The sequence below is a fragment of the Treponema paraluiscuniculi Cuniculi A genome (assembly GCF_000217655.1).
In the GTDB taxonomy this organism is placed as follows: Bacteria; Spirochaetota; Spirochaetia; order Treponematales; family Treponemataceae; genus Treponema; species Treponema pallidum.
Map to the genome: position 1 here is coordinate 601,645 of NC_015714.1, position 24,478 is coordinate 626,122.

Annotated in this window: 19 protein-coding genes; 8 read left to right on the forward strand and 11 right to left on the reverse strand. The window is 54.7% G+C overall.

Going from position 1 to position 24,478, the window contains the following annotated elements; genetic code table 11:
- Window positions 1-21: 21 nt before the first annotated feature.
- Both TPCCA_RS02740 and thiI read left to right on the forward strand, forming a co-directional pair.
- Window positions 22-930 carry a nickel/cobalt transporter gene (locus TPCCA_RS02740; protein WP_013945196.1) on the forward strand — a complete coding sequence of 303 codons (909 nt, stop codon included), beginning with the start codon at window positions 22-24 and terminating at the stop codon, window positions 928-930.
- 61 nt (window positions 931-991) lie between these two features.
- A complete protein-coding gene (gene thiI / locus TPCCA_RS02745) occupies window positions 992-2,197 on the forward strand; it encodes a tRNA uracil 4-sulfurtransferase ThiI (protein WP_013945197.1) in 1,206 nt (401 codons plus the stop codon).
- 52 nt (window positions 2,198-2,249) lie between these two features.
- Here thiI and tkt read toward each other — a convergent pair whose 3' ends face one another.
- Window positions 2,250-4,235, reverse strand: a complete 1,986-nt coding sequence (gene tkt, locus TPCCA_RS02750; RefSeq protein WP_013945198.1) for a transketolase — start codon at window positions 4,233-4,235, stop codon at window positions 2,250-2,252.
- A gap of 110 nt (window positions 4,236-4,345) precedes the next feature.
- The gene (locus TPCCA_RS02755) at window positions 4,346-5,206 is read right to left on the reverse strand and encodes a TPM domain-containing protein (protein WP_245522078.1); all 861 of its coding nucleotides are present in this window, start codon (window positions 5,204-5,206) and stop codon (window positions 4,346-4,348) included.
- A gap of 161 nt (window positions 5,207-5,367) precedes the next feature.
- On the opposite strand from TPCCA_RS02755, the gene TPCCA_RS02760 reads away from it, so the two are divergent.
- From TPCCA_RS02760 to TPCCA_RS05490, 3 genes are read left to right on the forward strand one after another with little or no spacing between them, the layout of a single operon-like run.
- The gene (locus tag TPCCA_RS02760) at window positions 5,368-6,504 is read left to right on the forward strand and encodes an N-acetylneuraminate synthase family protein (protein ID WP_013945200.1); all 1,137 of its coding nucleotides are present in this window, start codon (window positions 5,368-5,370) and stop codon (window positions 6,502-6,504) included.
- The gene (locus TPCCA_RS02765) at window positions 6,495-6,908 is read left to right on the forward strand and encodes a J domain-containing protein (protein ID WP_013945201.1); all 414 of its coding nucleotides are present in this window, start codon (window positions 6,495-6,497) and stop codon (window positions 6,906-6,908) included. The genes TPCCA_RS02760 and TPCCA_RS02765 overlap by 10 nt, the downstream gene beginning before the upstream one ends.
- A complete protein-coding gene (locus TPCCA_RS05490) occupies window positions 6,905-8,941 on the forward strand; it encodes a hypothetical protein (protein ID WP_013945202.1) in 2,037 nt (678 codons plus the stop codon). Before TPCCA_RS02765 ends, TPCCA_RS05490 begins: the two co-directional genes overlap by 4 nt.
- Here TPCCA_RS05490 and TPCCA_RS05345 read toward each other — a convergent pair.
- From TPCCA_RS05345 to TPCCA_RS02820, 9 genes are all read right to left on the reverse strand, one after another.
- Complete coding sequence (locus TPCCA_RS05345) at window positions 8,823-10,040, reverse strand: DUF459 domain-containing protein (protein ID WP_013945203.1); 1,218 nt, start codon at window positions 10,038-10,040, stop codon at window positions 8,823-8,825. The genes TPCCA_RS05490 and TPCCA_RS05345 overlap by 119 nt on opposite strands.
- A 13-nt stretch (window positions 10,041-10,053) precedes the next feature.
- Window positions 10,054-11,541, reverse strand: coding sequence for an MBOAT family O-acyltransferase (locus TPCCA_RS02785; RefSeq protein ID WP_013945204.1), 1,488 nt, complete (start codon window positions 11,539-11,541; stop codon window positions 10,054-10,056).
- Between the two features lie 31 nt (window positions 11,542-11,572).
- Window positions 11,573-12,172: a periplasmic-type flagellar collar protein FlbB gene (locus tag TPCCA_RS02790; RefSeq protein WP_013945205.1), complete on the reverse strand. Its 600-nt coding sequence runs from the start codon at window positions 12,170-12,172 to the stop codon at window positions 11,573-11,575.
- Between the two features lie 99 nt (window positions 12,173-12,271).
- Window positions 12,272-12,904, reverse strand: a complete 633-nt coding sequence (locus TPCCA_RS02795; protein ID WP_013945206.1) for a bifunctional 4-hydroxy-2-oxoglutarate aldolase/2-dehydro-3-deoxy-phosphogluconate aldolase — start codon at window positions 12,902-12,904, stop codon at window positions 12,272-12,274.
- Window positions 12,905-13,025: 121 nt separating this feature from the next.
- Window positions 13,026-15,350, reverse strand: coding sequence for an aminopeptidase P family protein (locus TPCCA_RS02800; RefSeq protein WP_013945207.1), 2,325 nt, complete (start codon window positions 15,348-15,350; stop codon window positions 13,026-13,028).
- 24 nt (window positions 15,351-15,374) lie between these two features.
- Window positions 15,375-16,160, reverse strand: a complete 786-nt coding sequence (locus tag TPCCA_RS02805) for a TPM domain-containing protein (RefSeq protein WP_245522081.1) — start codon at window positions 16,158-16,160, stop codon at window positions 15,375-15,377.
- 86 nt (window positions 16,161-16,246) lie between these two features.
- On the reverse strand, window positions 16,247-16,912 hold the full coding sequence (locus tag TPCCA_RS02810) for a LemA family protein (protein WP_013945209.1): 666 nt from the start codon (window positions 16,910-16,912) through the stop codon (window positions 16,247-16,249).
- 17 nt (window positions 16,913-16,929) lie between these two features.
- Window positions 16,930-18,012, reverse strand: a complete 1,083-nt coding sequence (locus TPCCA_RS02815) for an FMN-binding protein (protein ID WP_013945210.1) — start codon at window positions 18,010-18,012, stop codon at window positions 16,930-16,932.
- Between the two features lie 109 nt (window positions 18,013-18,121).
- Window positions 18,122-19,426 carry a penicillin-binding Tp47 domain A-containing protein gene (locus tag TPCCA_RS02820; RefSeq protein ID WP_013945211.1) on the reverse strand — a complete coding sequence of 435 codons (1,305 nt, stop codon included), beginning with the start codon at window positions 19,424-19,426 and terminating at the stop codon, window positions 18,122-18,124.
- 111 nt (window positions 19,427-19,537) lie between these two features.
- Between TPCCA_RS02820 and TPCCA_RS02825 the strand changes: the two genes are divergently transcribed.
- From TPCCA_RS02825 to TPCCA_RS02835, 3 genes are all read left to right on the forward strand, one after another.
- The gene (locus TPCCA_RS02825) at window positions 19,538-21,595 is read left to right on the forward strand and encodes a phosphoenolpyruvate--protein phosphotransferase (protein WP_013945213.1); all 2,058 of its coding nucleotides are present in this window, start codon (window positions 19,538-19,540) and stop codon (window positions 21,593-21,595) included.
- Between the two features lie 46 nt (window positions 21,596-21,641).
- A protein-coding gene (prfB, locus tag TPCCA_RS02830) for a peptide chain release factor 2 (protein WP_144011659.1) occupies window positions 21,642-22,764 on the forward strand; the annotation gives its coding sequence in 2 pieces (ribosomal slippage) (window positions 21,642-21,713 and window positions 21,715-22,764; 1,122 coding nt in all).
- On the forward strand, window positions 22,656-24,476 hold the full coding sequence (locus TPCCA_RS02835) for a hypothetical protein (protein WP_013945215.1): 1,821 nt from the start codon (window positions 22,656-22,658) through the stop codon (window positions 24,474-24,476). Before prfB ends, TPCCA_RS02835 begins: the two co-directional genes overlap by 109 nt.
- The last annotated feature ends 2 nt before the right edge of the window (window positions 24,477-24,478 follow it).

The window sequence follows — 24,478 nt, forward strand, 5'->3', positions numbered from 1 at the left end:
TCCAAGGGGAGTTGAGAGCGTATGAAGAAAGTAGGGGTGCGCGTTCGCGCGTGTATCCTGTGCGCGCTTGCCGCGTGCGCCACGGGCGTCCTTGCTAATCCTTTTTTTGGCGGCGCTCCCGCGCGCCCGCGGAGGCAGCGCACCCCGGAGCTTTTGCTGCGCAGATACGCGCTCGTCCATCAACGCCTCGGTGCCGCCATAGTACAGTGGAGCAAAACCCATTCAACACGCGCGTGGTGGATTACTGTAATGCTCTCCTTTGCGTATGGCGTTCTGCACGCCTTAGGACCAGGACACAGAAAGGCAGCGCTTTTTTCTTTCTACCTGGGGAGGAACGCACCTGTGTGGGAACCTGCGCTCACTGCAGCGTTACTTGCGGCGTTGCATGGCGCAGCTTCCCTGCTCTTGCTTTCTGCATTTAGAGGTGTTTCCGGTGCAATCGGTGCACACAGTGCACGCACAATGTGGCACATGGAGGTGGGTTCCTACGGACTGCTCACCTTCTTAGCGCTTTTCTCTCTCGTGCATGAGCTGATGCACCTTTTCCCTTCGGGCGGGCGCTATTTCTCCTGCGGTTGCAGCGCGCACACTGCCGTGTGTATGCGGACAGGAACAGTCGCCCACATGCAGTGGGGTACTATGCTCTTGAGCGGTTTATTTATTTGCCCTGCTGCGTTGTTTGTGATGATTCTGGTGCTCAGCTTAGATGCAGTTGGACTTGGCGTCGCAGCGGTGCTCAGTATTTCAGCGGGGTTAGCACTCCCCCTGATGGCTGTCGGTTATTTGGCCTGGGCGAGCCGGGCAGGTATTTTTTATCGCATGCAGAAGAACACTCGTCATGCACAAGCGGTGCTTTCTGTCGTGAGCATTACCTCATACGGAATTATGCTCATCGTCTGTACTTCAGCGCTCGTAGCTTCACTCGGTTGAAAGGAGAATATACCTCCGCTATCTAGATGACACTGCCTGGATAAAACCATATACCTAACACGTGGTGAACGGAAGTACGCAGTATCTTGCACACGTCGGTGAGCTCAGCTTAAAGAAGGGGAACCGTAGACAGTTTGAAGTGCAGCTTGAGCGCAACCTCACGCTCATGCTACGAAGCATAAACCCTCACGTTACTGTCCGCGCAGGCAGGCTGTATCTGTCAGTCCCGGCCTCCTTTGAAGCACAGACCACCGCTGAGCAAGCCCTCTCGTGCCTGCTGGGAATTACCGGTTGGGCTGCTGCCACGGCGTGCCCCAAAACTATGGAAGCGATCACACGGTGTGCACATGCTGAGGCGACGTTCGCTGCGCGCGAAGGAAAGCGAACATTCAGAATAGAGGCGCGGCGCGCGGACAAACGCTTCTGCCGTACCTCGAGTGAGATTGCACGGGAAGTCGGCGCGGTTATCCACCAATCAGGCGCTTTGTCCGTGGATCTCCATCATCCTGACGTGGTCATTTTCATAGAAGTACGCGAGCGCGAAGCCTTTCTGTATGGTGCCCGACGTCGCGGCCTGCGTGGTTTACCCTGTGGCGTCTCAGGACGCGGGCTACTCCTATTATCCGGCGGCATTGACTCCCCGGTAGCCGGGTACCGAATGCTTTCTCGCGGCATGCACATTGACTGTCTGTATTTCCACTCTTATCCCTACACCCCTCCTGAAGCACAGAAAAAGGTTGAAGACCTGGCGAAGGTATTGGCGCGCTATGGACTTAGTACCACGCTGACAGTCATATCGTTGACAGACATTCAAAAACAGCTCCAAACACACGCCCCTGCCCCTTCCCTCACACTGTTACTTCGTATGTGCATGATGCGCATTGCAGAGCGCGTAGCGCGGGAACAGCGCGCACGTTGCCTTATCACTGGAGAAAGCCTTGCACAGGTAGCAAGTCAGACGCTTGAGAACCTAACGGTGACCAGCGCGTGCACGCATCTGCCGATATTCCGCCCGCTCATCGGTGCAGATAAAGAAGATATTGTCCGCACCGCCACAGAAATCGGTACGTACGCCATTTCTATCCGTCCGTACGAGGACTGCTGCACACTCTTCGCACCAAAACACCCAGTGCTTCGCCCAGAGGTAGAAGAAATGCAAAAACAATACCAATCTCTGATGCTCGGTCCACTGTTAGAAGACGCGTTCCGGACGCGCAAACGCACGCGCATATACGGAAACTATGGGGTACAGGAGTCAGGCGAATGAGTACCGCTTATCTTACGCGGCAGCACCGTCCGCCCCTTCTTTACTGACGCGTTTATGCTAACCAATCAAGGATTATTTCCACCAGCGCTTCGGCGGTAAATTCCAGCGCCTGTGCCACCTGCGTACCAGGGCCTGACTCTCCGAAACGGTCGAGCACAAGGCATTTTTCCCGCTTTGCCCACGCTCCCCAGCCTTGATGCACCCCTGCCTCAGCCACTACAACGCGTGCTCCTCCCTGTATGCGCCGCTGCACCTCGTCCCCTGCTGCCTCAAAACGCTCCTTGCACAGTACAGACACCACACGCACACGTCTTTTACTCAGCTGCGCGGCACGCAACGCCAAATCCACCTCAGAGCCACTTGCCAAGACAGTCAGCTCAGGCGTAGCACCCCCTTCGCGCACTACATAGGCCCCCGACTCCTCCACCGTAGAGCGCCACGAACTGTCACTTTTCTCAAAAACCGGCACGTTCTGCCGACTCAACACGATACACACAGGACCACTGCGGTGCAGCAACGCTATTTTCCAAGCTTCAAACGTTTCTTCTGCGTCAGCAGGGCGCAGAACAAGCACGTTGGGAATCGCACGCAGCGCAGCGAGCGTCTCCACCGGTTGGTGCGTCGGCCCATCTTCTCCTACAAAAATAGAGTCATGTGTTAAAACGAAAACAGAAGGGATGCGCATGAGCGCCGCAAGACGGAGCGCAGGGCGAAAGTAGTCTGAAAAAACCATAAACGTAGCGCCAAACGCACGCAAACCGCCGTGCAACTGCATTCCGTTCACAATGGCTGCCATGGCAAACTCGCGCACACCAAAATAACAGTAGCCGCCTGCACGATGCTCTGCAGAAAATGGTTTTAACGAAGAGACCGCTACCGCATTCGGCCCGCGTAAATCTGCAGAGCCACCTACCAGATTCGGTAGCACAGAGCAGAGCGCGTCGAGCACCTTTCCAGAAGCGGTCCGAGTAGCAAGTGACGAACCCTTCTCAAAATGGGGACAGACAACACGAGCTAGCTGCGAAGTACTTACCCCTCCGGGAACAAAAGCAGCGTCCCAGTCAGCACGTTTTTCAGGATACTGCGTGCTCCATGCTTCAAAGAGCTCATTCCACGAGTCCTCGACATGCGCACATTCACACTTTCGTTTCTGGAGAACAGCGGTAAGCTCAGGCGCTACAAAAAAAGAGCACGCAGGATCAAGTCCCAATGCCTTTTTTGCCTCTCTCATCCCCGCTTCCCCAAGCGGGGCGCCGTGGGCACGCGCGCTCCCTTCAACGGTAGGCGCACCCTTTCCAATAATCGAACGCAGGATAATGAGAGAAGGCCGATCGTCACGCTTTGCACACGCAGTGAGATCCATAATATCCGTATACGAATACATAGAACCGCGCAGCACCTGCCAGCCATACGCTTCGTAGCGCTTAGCCACATCCTCGCTAAAGGTCAGATCGGTAGATCCGTCTATGCTGATGTGGTTCTCATCATAAAAAACGATGAGCTTGCCCAGACGCATAGTGCCGGCAAAGCTAGAAGCCTCTGAGGCAACGCCCTCCATAAGGCAGCCTTCCCCCACAAGCGCATAGGTGTGGTGATCTACAACGGCATGCTCATCAGTATTAAAACGTGCCGCAAGCATTGCCTCTGCAAGCGCAAAACCCACCGCCATAGAGATACCCTGACCCAATGGACCGGTTGTTGCTTCCACACCGGGGGTACAACCGTATTCAGGATGGCCAGGACACCGGGAGCCTACCTGCCTAAAGTTCTTAATATCCTCAAGCGAAACGTCGTACCCAGAAAGGTGGAGCGCAGCATACAAGAGCATAGACCCGTGTCCTGCAGACAGGACGAAACGATCCCGATTAAACCAGCTAGGATTCGCCGGATTATGCTTTAAGATCGTCCCATATAAACAGGCAGCAAGCTCTGCTGCGCCCAGCGGCAAACCAGGGTGACCAGAATTCGCCCGTTCGATGGCGTCTATCGTCAAACTGCGGATGGAAAGTGCCATCGCGCGCATAGCTTCTTCAGTCATTGTTCTCACTCCTTATGCTTTTCCCGTGCGTCGCCGAGCACACTATAGACACACCTTTTCCAAGAGAGACTGTCCGTACAGAAAAAGAAACCGTGCTGTGCTAGGAGCAGCTACCAAGAACCAGAGGCCCCGCCTCCACCGAAGCGACCACCACCGCCAGAAAACCCTCCTCCATCCCCTGCCCACTCCCCGAATGCGCCGCTAAACCCTGACCCGAACGGGTCATAACGCCGCCGAGTGCCGAAGAACAGCAATGGCCACAACACTCCCCCTGGCAAAAGCCGGCCCCCCAGACAGTAAAAAAGCAGCAGGAAGAAAAACACGCTCCCGGCACTATTTCTCACTGGACCCCGGCGCGGTACCGCAGGTTGCACAGAGCGCGGCTGCATGAACTGCTGTACCTCGTGTTGACCCCGCACCAGGGTAGCCAAACGCAACACCGTTTCGTACACACCCTGTGCATAGGCGCCAGCTTGAAAACACGGCGCGAGCGTCCCACGGATAAGCTGATGTGCATGCACGTCGGTGACGCGGTCTTCAAGACCGTATCCTACTTCGATGCGTGCTTTACGCTCCGCGCGCGCAATCACTAACACAATTCCTGTATCCTGCGCACGACCACCGATACCCCACTCCTGAGCCACACGCAATGAAAAATCCTCAAGACTATCCCCCTGGAGCGAATCAACAATCAAAACCGCTATCTGCAACGGCGTACCGTCATGGAGCGTACGCGCATGAGCTTCAGGCGCAGGAGAAGGATGCGATCTGGAAGAGCCATCTCCAGAAGGGCGCGCAAGCCCCTCTAGAAGGGCGCGAATACCACGCGCCTCCTGCACAGAAAGGAGCGCCGCCTCATCTACCACCGCACTAGAGAGAGGCGGCACCGCACGGGCACCTAAGCGCGCAGGGATTGCAGCAGAGAGACACCCAATACATACCAACACGCTCGTGCGCAACATGCCGTTCATCCTCGGCACCCGCAGGGCCGACACGACGGTACTGCAAAAATAGATGTCTGACAAGCGCACACTATCTTAGCACCTGCCTCTTACCCATACAAACCACGGCAAGAATTGCCTACCGATCAGGAAAGCTATACACCAATCACGCGTTTGGCGTACAATGCCCCATGTTCACGTGCGGGGGACGTTGTTTTCGCCCAGACGCGGATATACTCACCATCGCTGAAATCGGCTCCGCACACGCGGGCTCGTTTGACCGCGCGCGGGCACTCATAGACGCAGCTGCAGACGCAGCAGCAGCTGCGGTCAAATTCCAGCTCATCTACGCGCGCGAAATACTGCACCCGCTGACGGGGGCTGTCCGTCTTCCCAGCGGAGCAGTTTCCCTCTACCAGCGCTTTGAGGAGCTAGAAGTTCCACTTTCCTTTTATGCGCAGTGCTTTAACCACGCACGAAGCAGGGGTATGCTAGTCGGCATCAGCCCCTTTGGCCCGCGCTCTGCAACAGAGGCGCTCGCCTTGAAACCAGACTTCCTCAAGGTAGCTTCCCCAGAGCTCAACTACCCCGCCCTTATCTCCACACTCGCTGCTGCAGAACTTCCACTTATACTTTCAAGTGGGGTCTGCCTCCTGAAGGAAATCGAAGGGGCCCTTGCCCAATGCCGCCAGTATACCAAGCAGGGCAGCTCCCACGCCTTACTGCACTGCATCACCGCATACCCTGCTCCAGAGACAGAGTACAACCTTGCGCTGCTGCCTGCGCTTGCTACCATCTTCAATATCAACGTCGGCGTCAGCGACCACAGCGTAGACCCGCTCCTTGTCCCGCTCCTTGCCCGTGCACACGGCGCCTGCATCGTCGAAAAACACATTTGCCTTTCGCGAACAGATGCAGGACTCGATGACTCCATTGCATTAGATCCTGCCGATTTTCGCACCATGACAGCGGCGCTCAACGCATGCGCTCGCCGTTCTCCCTCACAGATTATCTCCTTTCTACACGAGCGTGGGTATGCCCCGCACGTTGTTCGCGCCGTCATCGGTTCAGGAGAGAAGGTGCTTGCTCCCTCAGAACGCGCTCACTACCAGAAATCTAACCGCTCTCTTCACTATCTCCACGCATACCCCTGTGGGACTGTGCTCCAAAAAGAGAACCTGGTAATAGTGCGCAGCGAGGCAAATCTTTCTGCCGGGGAAGCTCCTGAACACGCCGACCTGTTTGTGGGGGCAGTACTCCAACGCTCCGTACACGCAGGAGAAGGCGCACGCTTCGGCGACATTATTCAAAAAGGAACGTGTCTATGACCAGCTTTTACGAGCGAATCGGTGCTATCCTACGCGACCGGCTCAACTCCGACGAAGACCCCTTCGATCAATGGGACAACCGCGGCGGCAAGTACCGCACCTGTGCAGGACGCATGGAGCGCCGACCGCCGCCAAAAAAGAACCCTCCCCCAGGACCAGTGCGCGTCCCTGTTCCTCCTGAACTCGTTGAGGATTTTGCAGTCCTCTCAGTACCTGCAGGGCTCCCCCTCTCCTACTGCAAGCAGTCGTGGAAACGACTGCTGAAAAAATACCATCCTGACGTCTTCACGTGTACGCACACGTCCGAACAGGCAGCCGATATAGTGCGCAGGATTAATAGCTCCTACAAGCGCATAGAGACATGGTTCGAAACCGGCGCACTCCCTGCCGATGACAAGTCATGACTCGGGTGTGCCGCGCGCTGCTTTTCGTGCTCTGTGGTATTTTTGTACACGCGCAGGAAAACGAGCTTCACTTCTTTGGACCAAGAACGGATGTGCTCGTCGTCTTCACTGCATCGCGTGAAGCGCAAGAACGCGAGACGCGTGCGGTACAGCAGCTCCGCTTGCTGGTGCAGGACTTTGAGCACCAGACCCCAGACGTGTCGGTACTCGTGGCAATAACTGCACACGACCATCCTCCCGTTCCTGATTTTGTGCCCGTCGATCGGCTTACAGGAACTAAAAAACTCATCTCGCTCATCTCCTCCTATAAGGCGCCAATAGTCCTGATACTCGACGAAACTACAGGGCCACCGCGCTTGCACACGGGGGCACACCGTACAGTGTGCCCACCCTGGCTTCTTCAAGCAGTATACCAACACCTAACATCACACCACGTCCCCATCCGTTATTGGGACTTTGATACCATATTGCACCGGCTTGGATGGTTGCACGAGGACCCACGCCATGCACTCTACATCAAGGAGCATATTCCTGCAGTAAGGATGGAAAATTCGTCGTACCCTCCAGGTGCACTGCACACGCTCCCGGCACTCCTTACCCAGGTGTACTCAGAAGAATGGGACACGCATTACGTGAGTGTTTCGTACGGCGGCACGCTCTACCTCATTCGAGAGCAATTTTTCGTGATTCTTATCTTAGGCGCTGTCATCACTCTTTTGCTCTCTTTGGCTATTTTTAGTTTTCTTTCTGACTCGCGCAAAAGGCATTACTGGAACACTATTTTAGCCATGTGGTGGCTCCCTGCTATCTTAGGGGTACTGAGCGTGTGTAGCGTGTTCGTTGCAACACAACTTACCGCTCTTTTTTTTCTTATCCGCTTTGGCACGCACACATCAACAGGTGCATTACCGCTTCTTGCACTCATAGTAAAGCACAGCATCGCAATTGCACTCTCGTGCGTGTGCATGGCAAACAGCAAGACAATCAGAGATTCCATGTTGCACAACGGATTTATCGGAGGATATCTTGCAAGCACACTCTGTCTGTTGTACGCGGTCCTTTTTTCTGTTATCGATTTTTCACTCTCAGCAGTCTTCGCTCTAGAGTATGCGCTCTCGCTTGTCTTCTTTAGCGCACAGAGAAAGACTACACGACGGCTAATGCTTGCAATGATGTTTCTTCTCTTCGCTCCCTTCCTTTACGCATACTTAAAGAACAGTGCGGTTACCGCGCCGTTATCCTTCCACCAAAGCAACGTATTTTTTGCACTCGGTTGTGTTCCGTTTATGCTTTTTATGCTCACTCTCTTTTTTGAACGGGAAAAATCCCACCCTCGCATCCCTTTCATACGTAGGAGAAACCTTCTGCTTTCTGGTGCATTACTGACTGTGCTCGTTATCAACGGTGTGCTCTGGAGCGTTTCGCTATCAAGCACGCGTATCCCACAGGAAATTACCGCATGCTATCGCATTAGTGAGAGGGGGCTCACCCTTTCGCTTCACTCTCCACTGCCCATTCCTCGGCGTATACGTGCACGCACATACGCGCGGCTGTCCACAGCGGAAATACAAAAGGCACAGGATCACCTCCAGATCTCCATGGACTCTCGCAGTTACTTTGGCGGACGCATCAACGTCCTGGAGGTGCGCTCTCAGTTGCGCGCGCAGGCAATCGAACTGCGCATCACCTCTCCACACGGAACTGCTGCGTACGAAGCAGATAGGCCTTTTACGCGTTTGGAGCAGGGATCTGTGGTACGGTTCATATCGCAGGCGCGCCCACCACTCCCCTTTACGGTAACATTCTCAGGTGACCAAAATAGCGCTATGCAAGTGCAGGCAACGGTGTGGACGTACGATAACCCCCTGCAGGACGCACCCCCTGTCATGCAGGATACAACGGTGCGGTTTATCCCTATGTTCGAGTTGACGCGTGACGTGCTTTTTCCATCCCCTTCGTCGCAGGGAGTTCATGCGGCCCCAGAGAAGAACGCATGTATCCGTGACGAGACCGTTCCAAATCTGCAAGAATAAGGGGTAAGAGAGTTTTCATAACGTACGCACCACCTTCTATGGTGTAGTGGATGCCGTCTTTGTGCATCACGTGTACCCAACGGCCGTGCGTGTCCCTTATCTCGCTTGCATATGTTCCGTGTACACCGGGTACAATTGGTTTGAGGGAGTAATAGCGCACCCGCTGCGGATCGTATTGCGCCACTACTTTCTTTTGTACGTGCTCGATGTACACAAGCTTCTCATTCAACTGTTTGTTACGTGTCTCTGGCATACCCAACAGATACACCTTCGGTACTGTGTGCAGAATAATATTCAAACAGGCGCGCATTTTTTGCTCATACGCGCGTTCCCAGCGTGCAGTTTTCGTCACACACAAAGAGCCATCCGCATCATAAAAATTTTGATAGTCATTCATACCAAATGCCATAATTACCGCTGCATATGGTTCTTGTTGGGTGTGCGTATCCAGGAGCGCGAGAAATTTTCGTGGCCAGTGGTAATAATCGGTCCGCACAAAACCAGAAGAACTAACCGTCACTTCTTGAATCTGCACGTGCGAAGACGTCCCTAGCACCTGCAACGCACCGCCGGTAAGGTAACGCATTTGGGAATCTCCACACATCAAAATACGAAGCGCTGTACGCGAAAAGACACGTGCGGGAGCAGTTGTTTTTCTTTCCGCAACAGAATCGTTAACCGCCACCCCCGGAGGGGAAACGGCCACGGCCTCCTGTAAGACAGGAGAAGGCACAGACTCCGCCAGGGCAGCAGCTGGCTCATAAGAGCGTTGCTCGCAGTGATAAAACGTATCTTCCCACTCCGGATGCTGTATCAAACCTGTCGCATGCAAAAAACTCTCGCGCAAAAGAGGAAATACCGTATCTATTCCCCACTGTTCTGCAGTATGCATGAGCGGATCTACGAATGCAAGGTAGATGTTTTTCACGCTCTTGTGCCGTATGTACACGGCAGGATAGCGCAACGCCGGACCGAGAAATGGCGTCCACAGGCTCAGCGTAAGTATGCAAAAAAGCAGTACCTGATTCGCACTGTACCGACCCTTATTACTACATATTCCCCGTGCACACCTTTGCAATATAACACGCACTGTTGTCATCATAGCCCCTTCGCTAAAAACTATAATAAATAAAGGGCGCAATACCTGATGGAGTCATAACCGACAGTACAAAGAAAAAGAACGCCGCACACAAAGCCTTTACGGGTAAGGGCACTGCGCAGTAGCAAGCAAACGCGCGCGCACGCGTACGATCTGAAGGGAGTTGTACACACAGTGCACACAGCGTGAGCAACGCGGTAAATGGCGTGATAACTTGGAATGGCCCATGCCAACTTCCTCGGAACAGCAAGGTAACGTACCGCCACACTTCTGCAAAAGACGGTGCGCGAAAAATAAGCCATCCAACACTGACAAAAAGAAACAATGCACTGACGCGTATACACCGCATAGCACGCGCTTTCCATCTTCCCATCACACTATTTGATCCAAAGGCATTCGCACCGTTTACCCGTCTTTTTTCCCTATACACCCGCTCAATTACTAAAGCCACACCCTGCGCCATGCCCCACAACAGAAACGTCAAGCGTACGCCATGCCAGAGACCTGCGATCAGCATGGTAAAAAAAAGTGCACACACCGTTCTTTTGATCCCAAAACGTGAACCCCCAAGTGAGAAATACAAATACTCTTTCAACCATTGAGAAAAGGAAATATGCCAGCGTCTCCAAAATTCAGTAACTGACTGAGATATGTAAGGGCGTTTGAAGTTCGCCGGTGTTTCAAACCCAAAAAGCAACCCAACTGCAATTGCCAGGTCACTGTACCCAGAAAAATCGCAGTATAAAACCGCACTGTAACTGATGAGGCCAAAGAGCAACTCGGTGCTACTGTATGCGGAAGGAAGCGTAAAAATTTTATCAGTCACAAGTATAGAAAGAAAATCTGCAAAAATAACTTTTTTGACCAACCCCGTGTACAGTAATACCACCGCACGATCAAAGTGGATAGGACGATCTAAGGGGCTTTCACCAGCGCGCAAATTGTGCAGCAGACGTGTAAAAAAATGCGATGCGTTTGCAATAGGTCCTGAAATCATTTGAGGAAAAAAAGACACATACAAAAGCACACGCGCAAACGGCTCTCTTCTGCGTATCTTGCACAGATATACGTCAAACACATAGCTCATACATTTGAATGTACAGTACGAAATACCCACTGGGTGCCATATATTCCAGTCTTTTACATGTTGGTGCCATGTGTGCTGCGCAAAATATGCAGGAGCAAATGCACGCACGAGCGAGAGCATATCAGAGAAATGTTTAAAAAGACAAAAGAAAAGTATCTGCAACAAGGTACCCGCAATGAGCAGGACTTTTCTCCATAAGAAACTTTTCTGCATGAGTATGAGCAACCCACAGCTGTAGGCTAACGCACTTAAAACGAGATACGAAATGCAGAAGCGAATATCAAAAGCTGCAATAGCAAGAAAGTTTGCTACAAGCAGCACAACGACCCGCTGCGTCGCGGTGCGGAAAACGTACCAATACAGGACAAAAAAAACAAACAGAAAAGCAGCCGGCGAAAGGAGAGAAAAAAACATAAGAGCACTTTATCAAGTTGGTATGAACCGCCTAGGGAAAGTCAGCAGGTTTATTTGCCATCTTCCGCTGAATCTCAGCTGCCCTGTCAGGAGGCATAAGAGAAAGCCAATACGGCACAAGAGAGTTAACACCCCTTTGCCGAGCGGCCGCATCCACCATACGAAACACTTCAATCACATCTTGATCATCAGTTTTCAGCAGAATCTTTACCGCACTCTCCGGAGGCATACCACTGACGTATTCTGCAATCTTACGCACATTCCCGCGACGCTCGTTTGTCTCCGCAACAAGCAAGTTGTAGGATTTCTCCTTATCCTCAAGCGCGCGCAGACGCTCATCCAACTCCTGAGAAACCCTTTCGTGATCCTTTTCCTTTTCCTGTAGCTCAGCGTCCTTTTTATCTAATTCCTCTGCACGCTCCCCGAGCGCCTCAAGACGCTTGGCATAACGATCCGCATCCAAATCCGGATCAGCAGTCGACACAACTCCCTCCGGCACCGAACGTCCAAAAAGACGGTACAACGGAGAAATCGCCCGCTTTGCATCGAGGACTCCTAAATAATCAAACCAAATAAAACCTGCCAATATGAGCAAAAGAATAAGCGCAAGCAGCGCCACTATCTTTGCCATCGTCCTCGAGTTTCTGCGCACCAGTTACCTCCCGCACCTGAGTGCCGCCGGCAGTATACGTGCCCTCTCTGAGAAAGACAACGTTTGAGCCACCACCCCCTACATTACCCCGACAATCTGTAACGTCTGCTGAGAAAGTGCAGTAACCTGCGAGAAATCTCCTGCCGCCATTGACTGCGCCGGTACCATCCAACTGCCCCCACAGGCGAGCACCCGAGGATGCGCCACATACTCAGCAAGATTATTAAGATGAATTCCCCCCGTAGGCACAAAACGCACCGCCGTGTAGGGACGTGCGAGCGCACTCATCATTGCCGTACCTCCCAAAAGCTCAGCGGGGAAAAACTTTACTACCGAAATACCAAACTCAAGCGCACGCTCAATTTCTGTTGCAGATGCTATCCCCGGTATGATCGGAACGCCATGCCCCAGACAGTGGGCAACAACCCGCGGATTAAAACCAGGACTGACCATAAACTGCGCACCTGCTGCCTGCGCCTGCTGCGCCTGCTCTACCGTCAGTACGGTTCCTGCACCAAGTAACACATCAGCACACTCCTGACGGATTGCCGCAATCGCCTCCGCAGCAACCAACGTTCGAAATGTTACCTCCATACACCTGATACCACCTGTTATCAAGGCGCGTGCAAGCGGCACTGCGTCTTCCACGCGCTCAAGCGTCACCACCGGAATGACGCGCACACGCTCAAGCGCTTCGAAAATCGTAATCACAATTCCCTCCTCTTGCCCGTGGACATCTTTTCAGACACCACATGCAGTGCACCCGCCTAAGCTAATGTCCTTTATGATCAAAAATCAAGATCTGCGTATAACACCAATCAACAGGAAAACGCTATAGCGCACGACAGCACGTGCGCAAAAAGGCGCGCGTACGCGCATCTAAAAACGGCGCGAGCGTTACATACACCCGTAGGTGATAGGCATTCAGCCACGCAATATCTTCAGCGTGCAATCGTTTTCGCACGAGCGGCCGCGTGTCAATTGGACACAGCGTTGCAGTTTGAAATCCATAGAAACTTCGGCATCGTGACGGTTGCATCCTATCTGCACCCGTACACTCACGCGCCGCCGCGTTCTCTTCCTTTCCCTCCCCTCCTTCCTTCCACACACACTGCGCGTCAGACTCATGCGCCTGTACCACCCACATAAGATTTTCTATGCGCACGCCATGAGAGCCAGCCACATACACCCCAGGCTCATTGGAAAGGAGCATACCCGGGCGCAGCTGCCACGCCGCCTCCTCAGAAAAAAAGGGGGGATCTCCCGTGTGCTCTGCCCCAATGCCTCGTGCAGTTCCTCCTCTCCCGGGAGCACTCGGAGAAATACTATAGGGACCCTCATGCACTGAAAGACAAAAACCCACCCCATGCCCCGTCCCATGTGGGTAGTCTCGTCCCTGTGCCCACAGCGGAGCCCGGGCAATTCCGTCGAGCACCGCCCCACTGGTCCCTGCAAGAAAGCGCGCACGCGCAAGCGCACTGTGCGCCTGCAATACCAGCGTGTAGTCTACACGCTGCGCATCTGTCAAAGGACCGAGAGCCAGCGTGCGCGTCACGTCGGTGGTACCCTCACGATAATGCGCGCCAGAATCCAATAATAAAAAACCATGCGCGCGAAGCAGTGCTGCCGTTTGACCCGCAGCAGGGTGTAAAGCTGAAAAACGCACGGGGCGGTAATGCACCATTGCTGCGTTCGCCCCGTATCCTGCAATGGTGTGAAAGCTTTCTTCGATGAAAGACGGAGACATCGCCCGGGCAGCACGTACAAACTCCGCTACAGCGCATTCATCAATGTCTGCACCCACGTCAAGCTGCTGGTACACCCACTGCAGCGTTTTTACCAGCGCAATCCCATCCTGTATCATTGCCTGGTGCACATTGGCTCGCTCGGTGTCGTTCTTTAATGCTTTGAGCGCTACAGTTGGCAAAAGTCCACGACAAACGGAGAAGCACATGGTCTGTCCCTGCTCCTCTTTGTTCTCCTTTTCTTTCCCTGCTGCCAGAGCGTCGCGTGCAGACTGCAACGCACACGCACTTTTCCCACCTCTGCTGGTCTCAGTACCATCCTCTTTTGTGCCTAGCACAGACGATAACGAACCGGAAGGAGCGGATCGTTCCACCTGCGGTCTACACACCTGCGGCGATGCACGAAAGAGATCCACCAGTGCAGCACACGAACGCTCAAAGTCCAACAACACCACTGGCGTTCTGCCTGCCACTTCCTGCACTCCTGCTCTTCCTTTCCCCACAGCATGTACCGTCGGTTCCTGATCCGCACAGCGCGCACACACCTGATCAAAAAAAGTATCGTACGGCATACACTCAATGCCCTGCGCATACAAAGCCTGACGCAATGCAGAAGAAATTTTGCGCATATCCACATAAAGAAAGGCACGGGTGTGCGTGACGACCATGTATGCCACCAACAGCGGTGTACACGGCACATCGTATGCGCGCACATTGGTGAGCCAGCACACATCATCCAATGTGGACAACACCGTTGCATCACAGCTGCGTGCACTGAGCGCCGCGCGCAGTTGGGTGAGCTTTTGCGCCGCACTCAGCCCCGTGTAGCGCTCATCCAACAAAAACGCAGGGGAAGGAACTACGGAAACGCGACGCTCCTGCGGTAGCAGGAGCGCCCCATCAAAGTCTAGGCGAAGCGACACACCCACAAGCTCCTGCTGAAACTGCTCCCATACAGCCGCAGAAATCGTACGGCCATCCACTGCGAGCGTTCCCCCTCCATGCCCAGGCCCAGATGAAAAAGCACGGAGTTCTGTACGCAAAAACTCAGTTACCCGAGGTACGCCCGCCTGCCCTGTACGAAAAAGGCACACTTCACATGCCGACAGCTCACGCTCAGCCTGGATAAAATACCGCCCATCTGTCCACAAAAACGCACGTTGTGCGGTCACCACCACTATTCCTGCAGAGCCTGTAAATCCAGAAAAATATTCACGCGCACCATCTATCTGCCCATGCGCGTTCTCACCGGAGATATAACAAATATCTACCCCTTGCGCACGCATCAGCGAACGCAGGGCACTCAGGCGCCCCCTCACCCCATCCACCGCCTTCTCTCCTCTGAACACAGAAACACCCCGCGAACACACGGCCACAGCAGAATGCCCGTGCCGCTCACCTAGTGGAATCACACTACGCAGAACACCGATTCAATTCTAGTGACTCAAAATCACTAACCCATCCGGTAACTCGTTGGAACTTTTTTTCTGAGGTGGCATCCGCGTAGCGAGCACCTGTTCCACACGGGTAAGTGCCTCACATAAGGCGTCCGCTGCACGACGCGAGCGCAACCCCGCAGTAATTATTTGACACAGTTCAGTCCATTCACGGGCAGGCACGTACGCGCTCACCCCCACGTCTGCGAGCACCAGCACACGCCGCTCCAACACAGAAATAAAGATGAGAATCCCCGTGCGATTGCGCGTATTGCACACACCACTTTCCACAAAGTGGCGCACCGCGCGCGCATAGCTCTTTTGCTGCTTGAGAGGTCCCGGTACCAGCGCGCGATCCACCCACGGAATGTTTGCGATAAAGAAAAAAAGCACACACGCTGCCACACTCGACGCTACCATAAACGCCGGCATATACCACGATGGCGGCGCCCAAAAGAAACGCGCAAACGCTTGTTCAAGCACCGACACCATGCTCAGCTGAACGCAAAAACAGGCGCCAGCAAGTACGAGTGCGAAAAACAGCTCATAGACCGAGTACGAATCACTTTCCTTGATAAGAGCGAGCGCCACCTCTCCGTCAGTGTGTCCCTCGACACGAGCCACCGTACGCTGGATACGCAGCAGTCCTGCAGAGTCCAGTCCTAACCGAGCAGCAAAACGGGGAATATGAAAAGCGCCTGACGCGTCCTCCTCCCGCCTCGGGTCATCGCCACCGTGCGCGCCATCCACACGAGGGACAGGATCGGCACAAAAAGACCCACGCACCCCCTTACTCCCCACGAGCCATGAGAGAAAATCACCGACCCTACGCAAAGAAAACCACACCGCTCTTGGCGCGGCAACGCACACACTCAAAACCGAACGCGAGGCGCAGCAACAGCCCCCTCATGTGCCGTAAAGTACGGGCGGGAGCTGAAACTACCCCAACGCGCCACCACACTGCGTGGAAAAGAACGGATATAGGCGTTGTATTCCTGGACGGCGCGATTGTAGCGCGTCCGCTCCACAGAGATACGATTTTCAGTTCCCTCAAGCTGACTTTGCAACGCAAGAAAACTCTCGTTTGCGCGCAAGGCAGGATACTGCTCGCTGACAAGCAACAAACGCCCGAGTGCACCGCCTATTTCCGCTTGGACACGCTGAAACCGAGCAAACTTTTCCGGATCAGAGAGTGCGCTTTCACCCACCTGCATAACGCCACCGGCACGCGAACGCGCTTCCGCAACACGCTTCAGCGTATCCGACTCATGTTCTGCATAACCCTTGACCGTCGAGACCAAGTTGGGGATCAGATCTAAACGCCTCTGCAGGACCGCCTCTACCTGACTCCAGGCACTTTTGACAGCCTCATCAAGCGAGATCATACGGTTATAGCTCCCCGCGAAGAGGCGATATACCACCAACAGGAAAGCCAATGAGACGCCCACACCAATGAGCGTACCCCTTAAACCTTTACTCACAGACACACCGACCCCCGCACGTGCCCAGCAAAACGACGACAAACAAGCACATCCCACCGCCGCTCTTCTTAGATCTACGGTTGCGGTTGCTGGAGAATTTTCTCCACGGCCCGAATTATCGCCTCGCTAGTGGAAGTTGCCTCACTCACCACATCGACATCGGTAGACTGAGCCCCTACAATTGCCGCCGAGACACCCTCTACCGCCCAGGAGGCATAAGGATCATCGTCGCTGTGCCCCACGACGGTGACAGCTTCAATCCTACCCTGCGAGATTGTCACCCTCAAACTTAGCTTCCCGTTGTGACCCTGCGCGCTAGCCTCATAGACGCCGTCCTTCATCTCTGCAGGAGAACACTTCCGTGCCTTTGCACGCGTAGTCCTCTCCGTGTGCGCACGCCTCGTGTGCCTGACCATGTGAGACGCGCCCAAGACGAACGCAACGAAAGACACAGCAACCGCCGCGGAGCACAACGCGCAAGCACCCTTCCGCTTTCCCAACGCCTTGCGGACACGCAGCAATGCGTACGTGGCAAAAATGACGGTATACAACACGTAGGAGATGACACTCGGGATATACCCCCTCAAAGCGGTCGGTAGGAGGATAAAGGAAAGGTGCACATACGTAAGCCCGTAAAAGAGATATGCAAGGCGTTGCACACGCTTCCATGTCTTTGCGCCCATGCGCCTGCGCACTACCTTGAAAGACGTTACCGCCAAAATACTCATCAAAAGAACGAGGACCATGCTGACAGCACCCGCGACAAGAAACCCTGTAGACAAATCCCCAGGACTCCCGCACAGACGCACCAGGTAGTCCCTTCCATGCGCGATGTTATGCCCGAGAGTGAGAATCGCCGCGGTGATGGACAGTTCCGCACGCAACCCCATGACACGCTGCTTGAGCAAACCGTTCTTCAGCACACTCGCGCACATCACAAATGTAAAGATCGCGGTGGAAAAACTCGCACTCGTCAGCGGATGCAGAAGCACACGCACGCCAAAATTCCCCTCGGTTGCGCCGCTCCACACGACACAGACAACCGCAGCACTGACACACGCACTGCCGAGGTAGCAGACAGACGTGTACTTTTTAATCTGTTTGTGCAGCGCGCACACAAGCGCGTACACCGCAACCAAGGAAAACAATGCAGACATTCTCGCCCCTCGTAGCTTACAAGATATTTACAGACGGAACAGAAACAAAGCGTGTTCACGCTTCAAAAGCCAAACACGCTTAAGACACACGGGATAGGACACCCCTCTTCTACTGGGCCACTACCTTCGCACGCACAGAACCGAATTCCTTGAACCTAACCTCAACCGTGTACTCAGTGCCGGGAGTGAAATCCGCAGAGAGGACATTCTGCCCCAAGCTCACCGCTTGATCGCTGACAAGCTTAGGCTGTCCATCGGCAAACACGTCAACTGCAGCATCCATCAGAGTCTCCGCGTCCGCGCCCCCTATGGTCAGCACCTTCCCCTTCAACCCAATATCGATGTTCCCCTCGTACTTGGGAAGGAAGCGCACATCAGCAACTACGTCCCCATACCCGTTCGCAACCAAGGTCAGCCTGTAGTATCCCGGCCCTGAACCTTTAAACCGATCGAACCCATAGTTAATACCACACGCAATGCGGGGCACTCTTCCTGTCTCCCACCAGGAGTCAGCAGAGTGCTTGGTGCCATAACTCGCCATCAGATTGGTGTAGCTCGCGTCATCACCGTAGTAGTCGTAGCGGACCGTGTTGAAGTTCATCACATAGTCGATGAACTCACGGTGCGACAGCTCAGAGCCATCAGCCCTTTTCAGCATCACAAAAGCCTCTGCGTCCGAACCAAAACGGCTGTGGTAACCGGTACCCACCGTGTCTACCACAAGGTCGTGCGGGCTCTCCATGCTGCTTACCTTACGTGCAGAAAAACTATCCTCAGTGAGCATTGTCTTAAGGCCGTTGGTATTCTCCGTAACGCGGGAGTCCTCCACGAAGTGAAACTTCTCCTTTGCAATCCCTTTTAATTCATGAGGAACCGCAACCGGAACAAACTTCATACCGTGAACCTTTACGTTCGTAATCTTGTATTCCTCGCTGTCAACCATGAAGGAACTCGCGCGATCCGCCAACGCTACTGCACCCTCGACTGCTTCAAACTTAATCTCCCCGTCCTCTCCCAAATCCTGAAATGACGCAGAGGCACGCACTATCTTAGTAACGCTTGGGTCAGTCTCGTACTCCCACTTCTTTCTTCCCCTGCTGTCTTCGGTCTCCTGCTTCGAGAGAACCTTTTCGCCCAATACCTCAACCGCGTACTGAAATTGCTGACGGAACGCGCCATGTCCGTGGGTTGCGCGAGAAACTGCGTCGAACATGCCTGCGTCGAGATCCCCCGCGCGGTCCGCCTCGGCATTACCCGCCAAAAGCACGTCCCTACTCTGCCCCAACTCCCCGGCCCAGTAGTCCGCATAGCTTAGCGTCGCATAGCCATAGTGCGTCTCATGATGAGACGAGCCACAGCCTGCAACCAACAACTGCAGCGCTCCGGCAGAAAGTAGTGCGTATTTCACTTTCACGATTACACCTCCGTATAGAGGGCCTGAGTATAGGCACGCCCCACAGGGATTGTCAACGTCTTATGCAGAGCACACACAGGCGCGTCCTTCCTCTTTTTGGGAGGATCCGCTATGCTCAGATCCATGCGCACCATTCCCCCTATCACCGGCATTATTGCCTCAGCAGGATGCGCCATCGGTCCAGTCTTTTGCTTCGATACCCTGCTACCTACCCACTCCCGCCCCGGCGGATCCCACCTGCGCCCCCCATCGCAGGAAATTGCCCGCTTGCGCAACGCACTTTCGTATGCGCGCGCCTCGCTGCAGAACCTGCTCGATTCAGTGCGCGCAAAAGCATCCGGAGACGAGCCTGCACCCGAGTATGCCGTGCTCAGTGGTCAAGCAGAAATGCTGGCCGACGCGGCCTTCATAGCTACCGTAGAAGAAACGCTGCGCTCTTGTTCCTGCGATGCAGAAACTGCTTTGCGCAAGGCAATTACCCACGTGACAGATGCCCTCTCTGCTACCTCAGACGAGTACCTGCGTGCCCGGGCAGCCGATATCCGAGACGCGTTTAGCGGTGTCTTCGACGCACTTGCGCATGACACCACGCCCACCGCAGGAAGCTCTTTGCCAACACAAGGGGTTGGAAACAGCACCCCACACTCCCCCTGGGAGCCTGACTTTAGCGCCGTTCCCCCAGGATCCATCGTGGTTGCCGCTCACGTACAACCTGCGCACGCACTGCGCCTGCACGAAGCAGACATCGCTGGTTTGGTAACCGAAGGTGGCAGCGTAACAAGCCATGTCGCCATCATGGCGCGCGCGTGGGGTCTTCCCCTGCTCGTCAGTGCACAGGGATGTAAAGACGTTGCACAGTACGTGCTCCGTGTGCGGCAAACTGCTCGTGCCACCGATGAGGCGCTGCGCGCGCTCCTCGATGCTGAAAGCAGTGGAGGAAAAACTGACGCTCTAGGAACCCTCACCGTAAATCCCGACGTGCGCGCGCTGCGCACGCGCATGCCTCACCCTTTCCTCACCGTCAAACACACCAGTACAGCTGAACAGAGTCCCCCGGCCGCCTGTGTGCTAAACGCACCGCTGCGCACTTACTCAAGTGACGGTATCCGTTTTGAAGTCGGGGCAAATATCGTTATGCCCCAGGAAGCGTGTGCAGCTGCTGCGCTCGGAGCAGCAGGCATCGGACTGTTCCGTTCGGAGTTCTTGCTATTCGGATCCGACCGCTTCCCAGATGAAGAGACGCAGTGCTCTGCCTACACGCGCGCGCTGCAGGCAATGAGAGGACTCCCCGTCGTGCTTCGAACGTTTGACCTTGGTGCAGACAAACTGGTGCCAGACCCTGCGCGAATGTGCGCACTCTCGGACGCTGCTGAACCGTGTGCACACACCGCTTCGGAGCGCAATCCTCTTTTAGGGTTACGAGGCATCCGCTACTGCCTCGCACATCCTGAGCTCCTGAAAGTGCAGCTTCGTGCAATGCTCCGCGCCGGAGCGTGCGCAACATGTGCAGAAGGGACGCTGCGCATTCTCATCCCCATGGTTTCACGGGTGGAAGAAATTCACGCCGTCTCCGACCTCATCTCTGAGGTAGCCGACGAGTGTGCCCGCGCGCACGTGAGTACACCCGATCGGGTAGCACTCGGCATTATGATCGAAACGCCCGCTTCGGCACTGATGGCAGCAGACTTCGCTCCCCACGTGGATTTTTTTTCCATAGGGACGAACGACTTAACCCAGTACGTGTTCGCCGCCGATCGAGAAAACGAACAGGTCAGCAGCTATGCCGATTACTTCCACCCGGCGCTCCTCCGTCTTATCCAGCACGTAATACATGCGCACAGACATCTGCGGCAACGTGCCGGTATTTCTTTTGGAGAACAGGGAATCGGACGCGTGGTCATGTGCGGCGCCATGGCTGAAGATGAAACTGCGCTCTTTCTTCTGGCAGGGCTCGGCCTGCGAGCGCTGAGTGTGCCTTCTTCACGCATCGAGACGCTGCACACGTTCTTATCACGCATTTCAGTCTCTGATGCAGAGCACTGTGCACGTGCAGCCGTGCAGCTTTCAGACGCGCAGTCAGTCCGCACACTCATCGAAGAACATCTGCGCACCGCAGGTATTACGCTTGAGAAAGACGAGGAAGAACCCTCACCCCCTCGATCCCCATAGCGGAGGGGTATCAGGCGTTTTCTCCACACACAGAAAGGAAAAGGCAATGGAAATCGAAGAATTTGGTCCACAAATCACCGCCCTCGAGGCGCGCGTGCAGGAAGTATGGGGGAGTCTTTGACGTTGCCGCATACGAGGCGCGCATAGCAACGCTTGAGGCTGCTGCAGCAGCGCCTGACTTTTGGAGCGAACGCGCGCGTGCCGAAGCGCTGTTAGCGGAACTGAAAACGCTACGCGCAACGCTTGAGCCGTGGCGTGCGCTGCGCCGTGAGAGCGCAGATCTGCGCGCGTTGTACGAGCTTGCCCGCGAGGCGCAAGACGCATCGCTGGAGCCAGAACTTTCCTCCCTTTTTTCAGACATTTCTGCTCGTTTCGAAGAGGCATCGCTTACCCGTCTCCTGCACGAAGAGGTAGACCGCCTCGACGCGTTTGTTACCATCCACTCCGGCGCAGGAGGAGTGGAGGCCTGCGACTGGGCACAGATGCTCATGCGCATGTACACGCGCTGGGCAGAGCGGCGCAGCTTTTGCGTACACATAGTTGACTTACTTGAGTCAGAAGGGGGAGTAAAATCGGTGACGTTAAAGATTTGCGGGTCACACGCCTTTGGTTTTCTCAAGGGAGAAACGGGGGTACACCGGCTCGTGCGCATCAGTCCGTTTGACTCTGCCGCGCGCAGACATACCTCTTTTACCTCCACCTACGTCTTCCCCGTATTAGACGATCACGTTGAGGTGCACATACGGAGCGAAGACATGCGGGTAGATACCTACCGCTCAGGGGGAGCAGGCGGTCAACATGTCAATAAAACGGACTCTGCCGTGCGCATCACGCATCTGCCTACAGGGATAGTAGTCACCTGCCAGAACGAGCGCAGCCAAATCAGCAACCGTACAACGGCGCTGAGCTTGTTACGCGCCCGCCTGTACGCTTATGAACGGCAAAAAAAACAGCAGGAACATCAACGGTTTGCTTCTGAAAAGAAGGATATTTCGTGGGGAAATCAGATTCGCTCGTACGTCTTTCATCCCTACACCATGGTTAAAGATCACCGCAGCAAGTGCGAAACGGGGAATATTCACGCAGTCATGGACGGAGCGTTAGAACCGTTCATCCGTTCCTACTTGGAGTTTCTGTGTGCCAGTACCCAGTGTGTAGAACCACAGTGAACGAGAGTTACGCGCAATCATTTGCAGCACTGCTTTTCTTTCCCCAAATCGCGGTCGCGTTTAGTGCAACGGCACCGGCGCCGTCCTTTGACTCTTTCCTGTCCGCGCGTCAGCGTCACCCTCCTGCCTCTTCCTTTCTAGCATCACCTGCAGCGCCGACACACCCTCTTTTCGCAACCGCCCGTACGACTGCTGCGCAGCTGCTGTCTACGCCTCCTGCCCCCGCCCGTCCCCGCCCGCGCCCCGATCACGTAATCCCCAAGGAAAAGTGGCGCCTTGCCGTTGCAGACTTTACCTTTCACGGTATTCCAAAGATTTTTCAGCGCTACGTGCGCCCGGCGCGGGAGCTACTCTTTATTGAACTAAAAAAATTACCCCTCCGTCATTTTCTTTCTGAAGCTGAACAGCGCGAGCGCGCCGCCTTGCCCCACGAAGAAGCCTACCACGCCCGGCTCAAAGAACGTGCACATTTACAGCGCGCGCGTGATTTTGTTTCCTTGCACCCTGTCAGCGATCACGCGCGCCGTCTGCGTACGGCAGCATTTGAAAAGCAAATCAAAGAGAAGGAACAAGAAATCGAGCGTGCCCGTGTGGAAGTGCGCACCGCACGCGCGCGGTTTTTCCGTCCCTGGCTCCAGGCAGAGGTGCTCGTCTTAGGTGCGCAAAACGAACCGCATGCACTGCCTGAGCGCTTTCACCTTGCCACCCATTTACGGCAAAAAAAACTTTCTGCACTGGTTACGGGAAAACTCGTAGACGTCGCCGGTTACGTGCGCATATCTCTCTATCTTTCTACAGGGCTAGAAGCAGAACCCACGCGGGAATTCACGCTCGCAGGTCCCTACCGAGAACTGCCGCGTCTTATGCACACGCTGTCTGCACAATTGCGCAGTGCCATTGAAAACGCACAACCGGTGCGCATTGTGTTTGACGTACATCCTCCGCATGCACGTCTTTCGTTTCAGGGCGTGCCGGTAGAAGACCTTTCCAAACCTCTTATCTCATACCCGGGCCGCTACGTGGTGGACGTGTCTGCTGCAGGATACTTTTCTGCCACAAAGGAAATATACATTGAAAACCGACCTGCCTTTTCACTACGGGTGCGTTTAGTTGCCCGTCCACAACATCGTGTGCGCGTGCAGCTTACTGACAACAGCGCAGCACCTATCTTTTCTGGCGCACGCTCAGTGGGAGTCACTCCCTTCAGCACCGTGGTTACTGACTTGCGCGAAATTTTCACCGTCGGACCGGCAGGCGCGCGTTCGTTTGCCTTCATTGAACGCGGCACATTTCCTGACTCTCAGCCGAGCACGCTCGTGTTGCCTGCGCCTAACCCAAACGCAACACAGGATCTTGCGTACAAAAGGGACGTAGCATACTGGTCTTTTGGAGCCCTCTGCGTTGCCGTTCCCATCGCGCTCATCCTTGGCTCCACGCTTGCAGACACGCATCGGGCGCTAGAACTCGCAGTACTAGATACAAGTGGCACCAAGAACGCATTAGAACGTAAAGGACAGCACCTGCTCATCGGCACGGGGGTAGCAGTAGGAGTGGCGGTTATTCTGAGCATTAATTTCATCGTGCACGCTGCGCGCTATTTGAACGCGGTGATGCACAACGCGCCACAGGCAGTACGTCCCCGCGCGGACAAAGACATACAAACATTAACGCACCGCGACGAGGCAGAAGAAGATCAGGAAGAAGATTCCTAAAG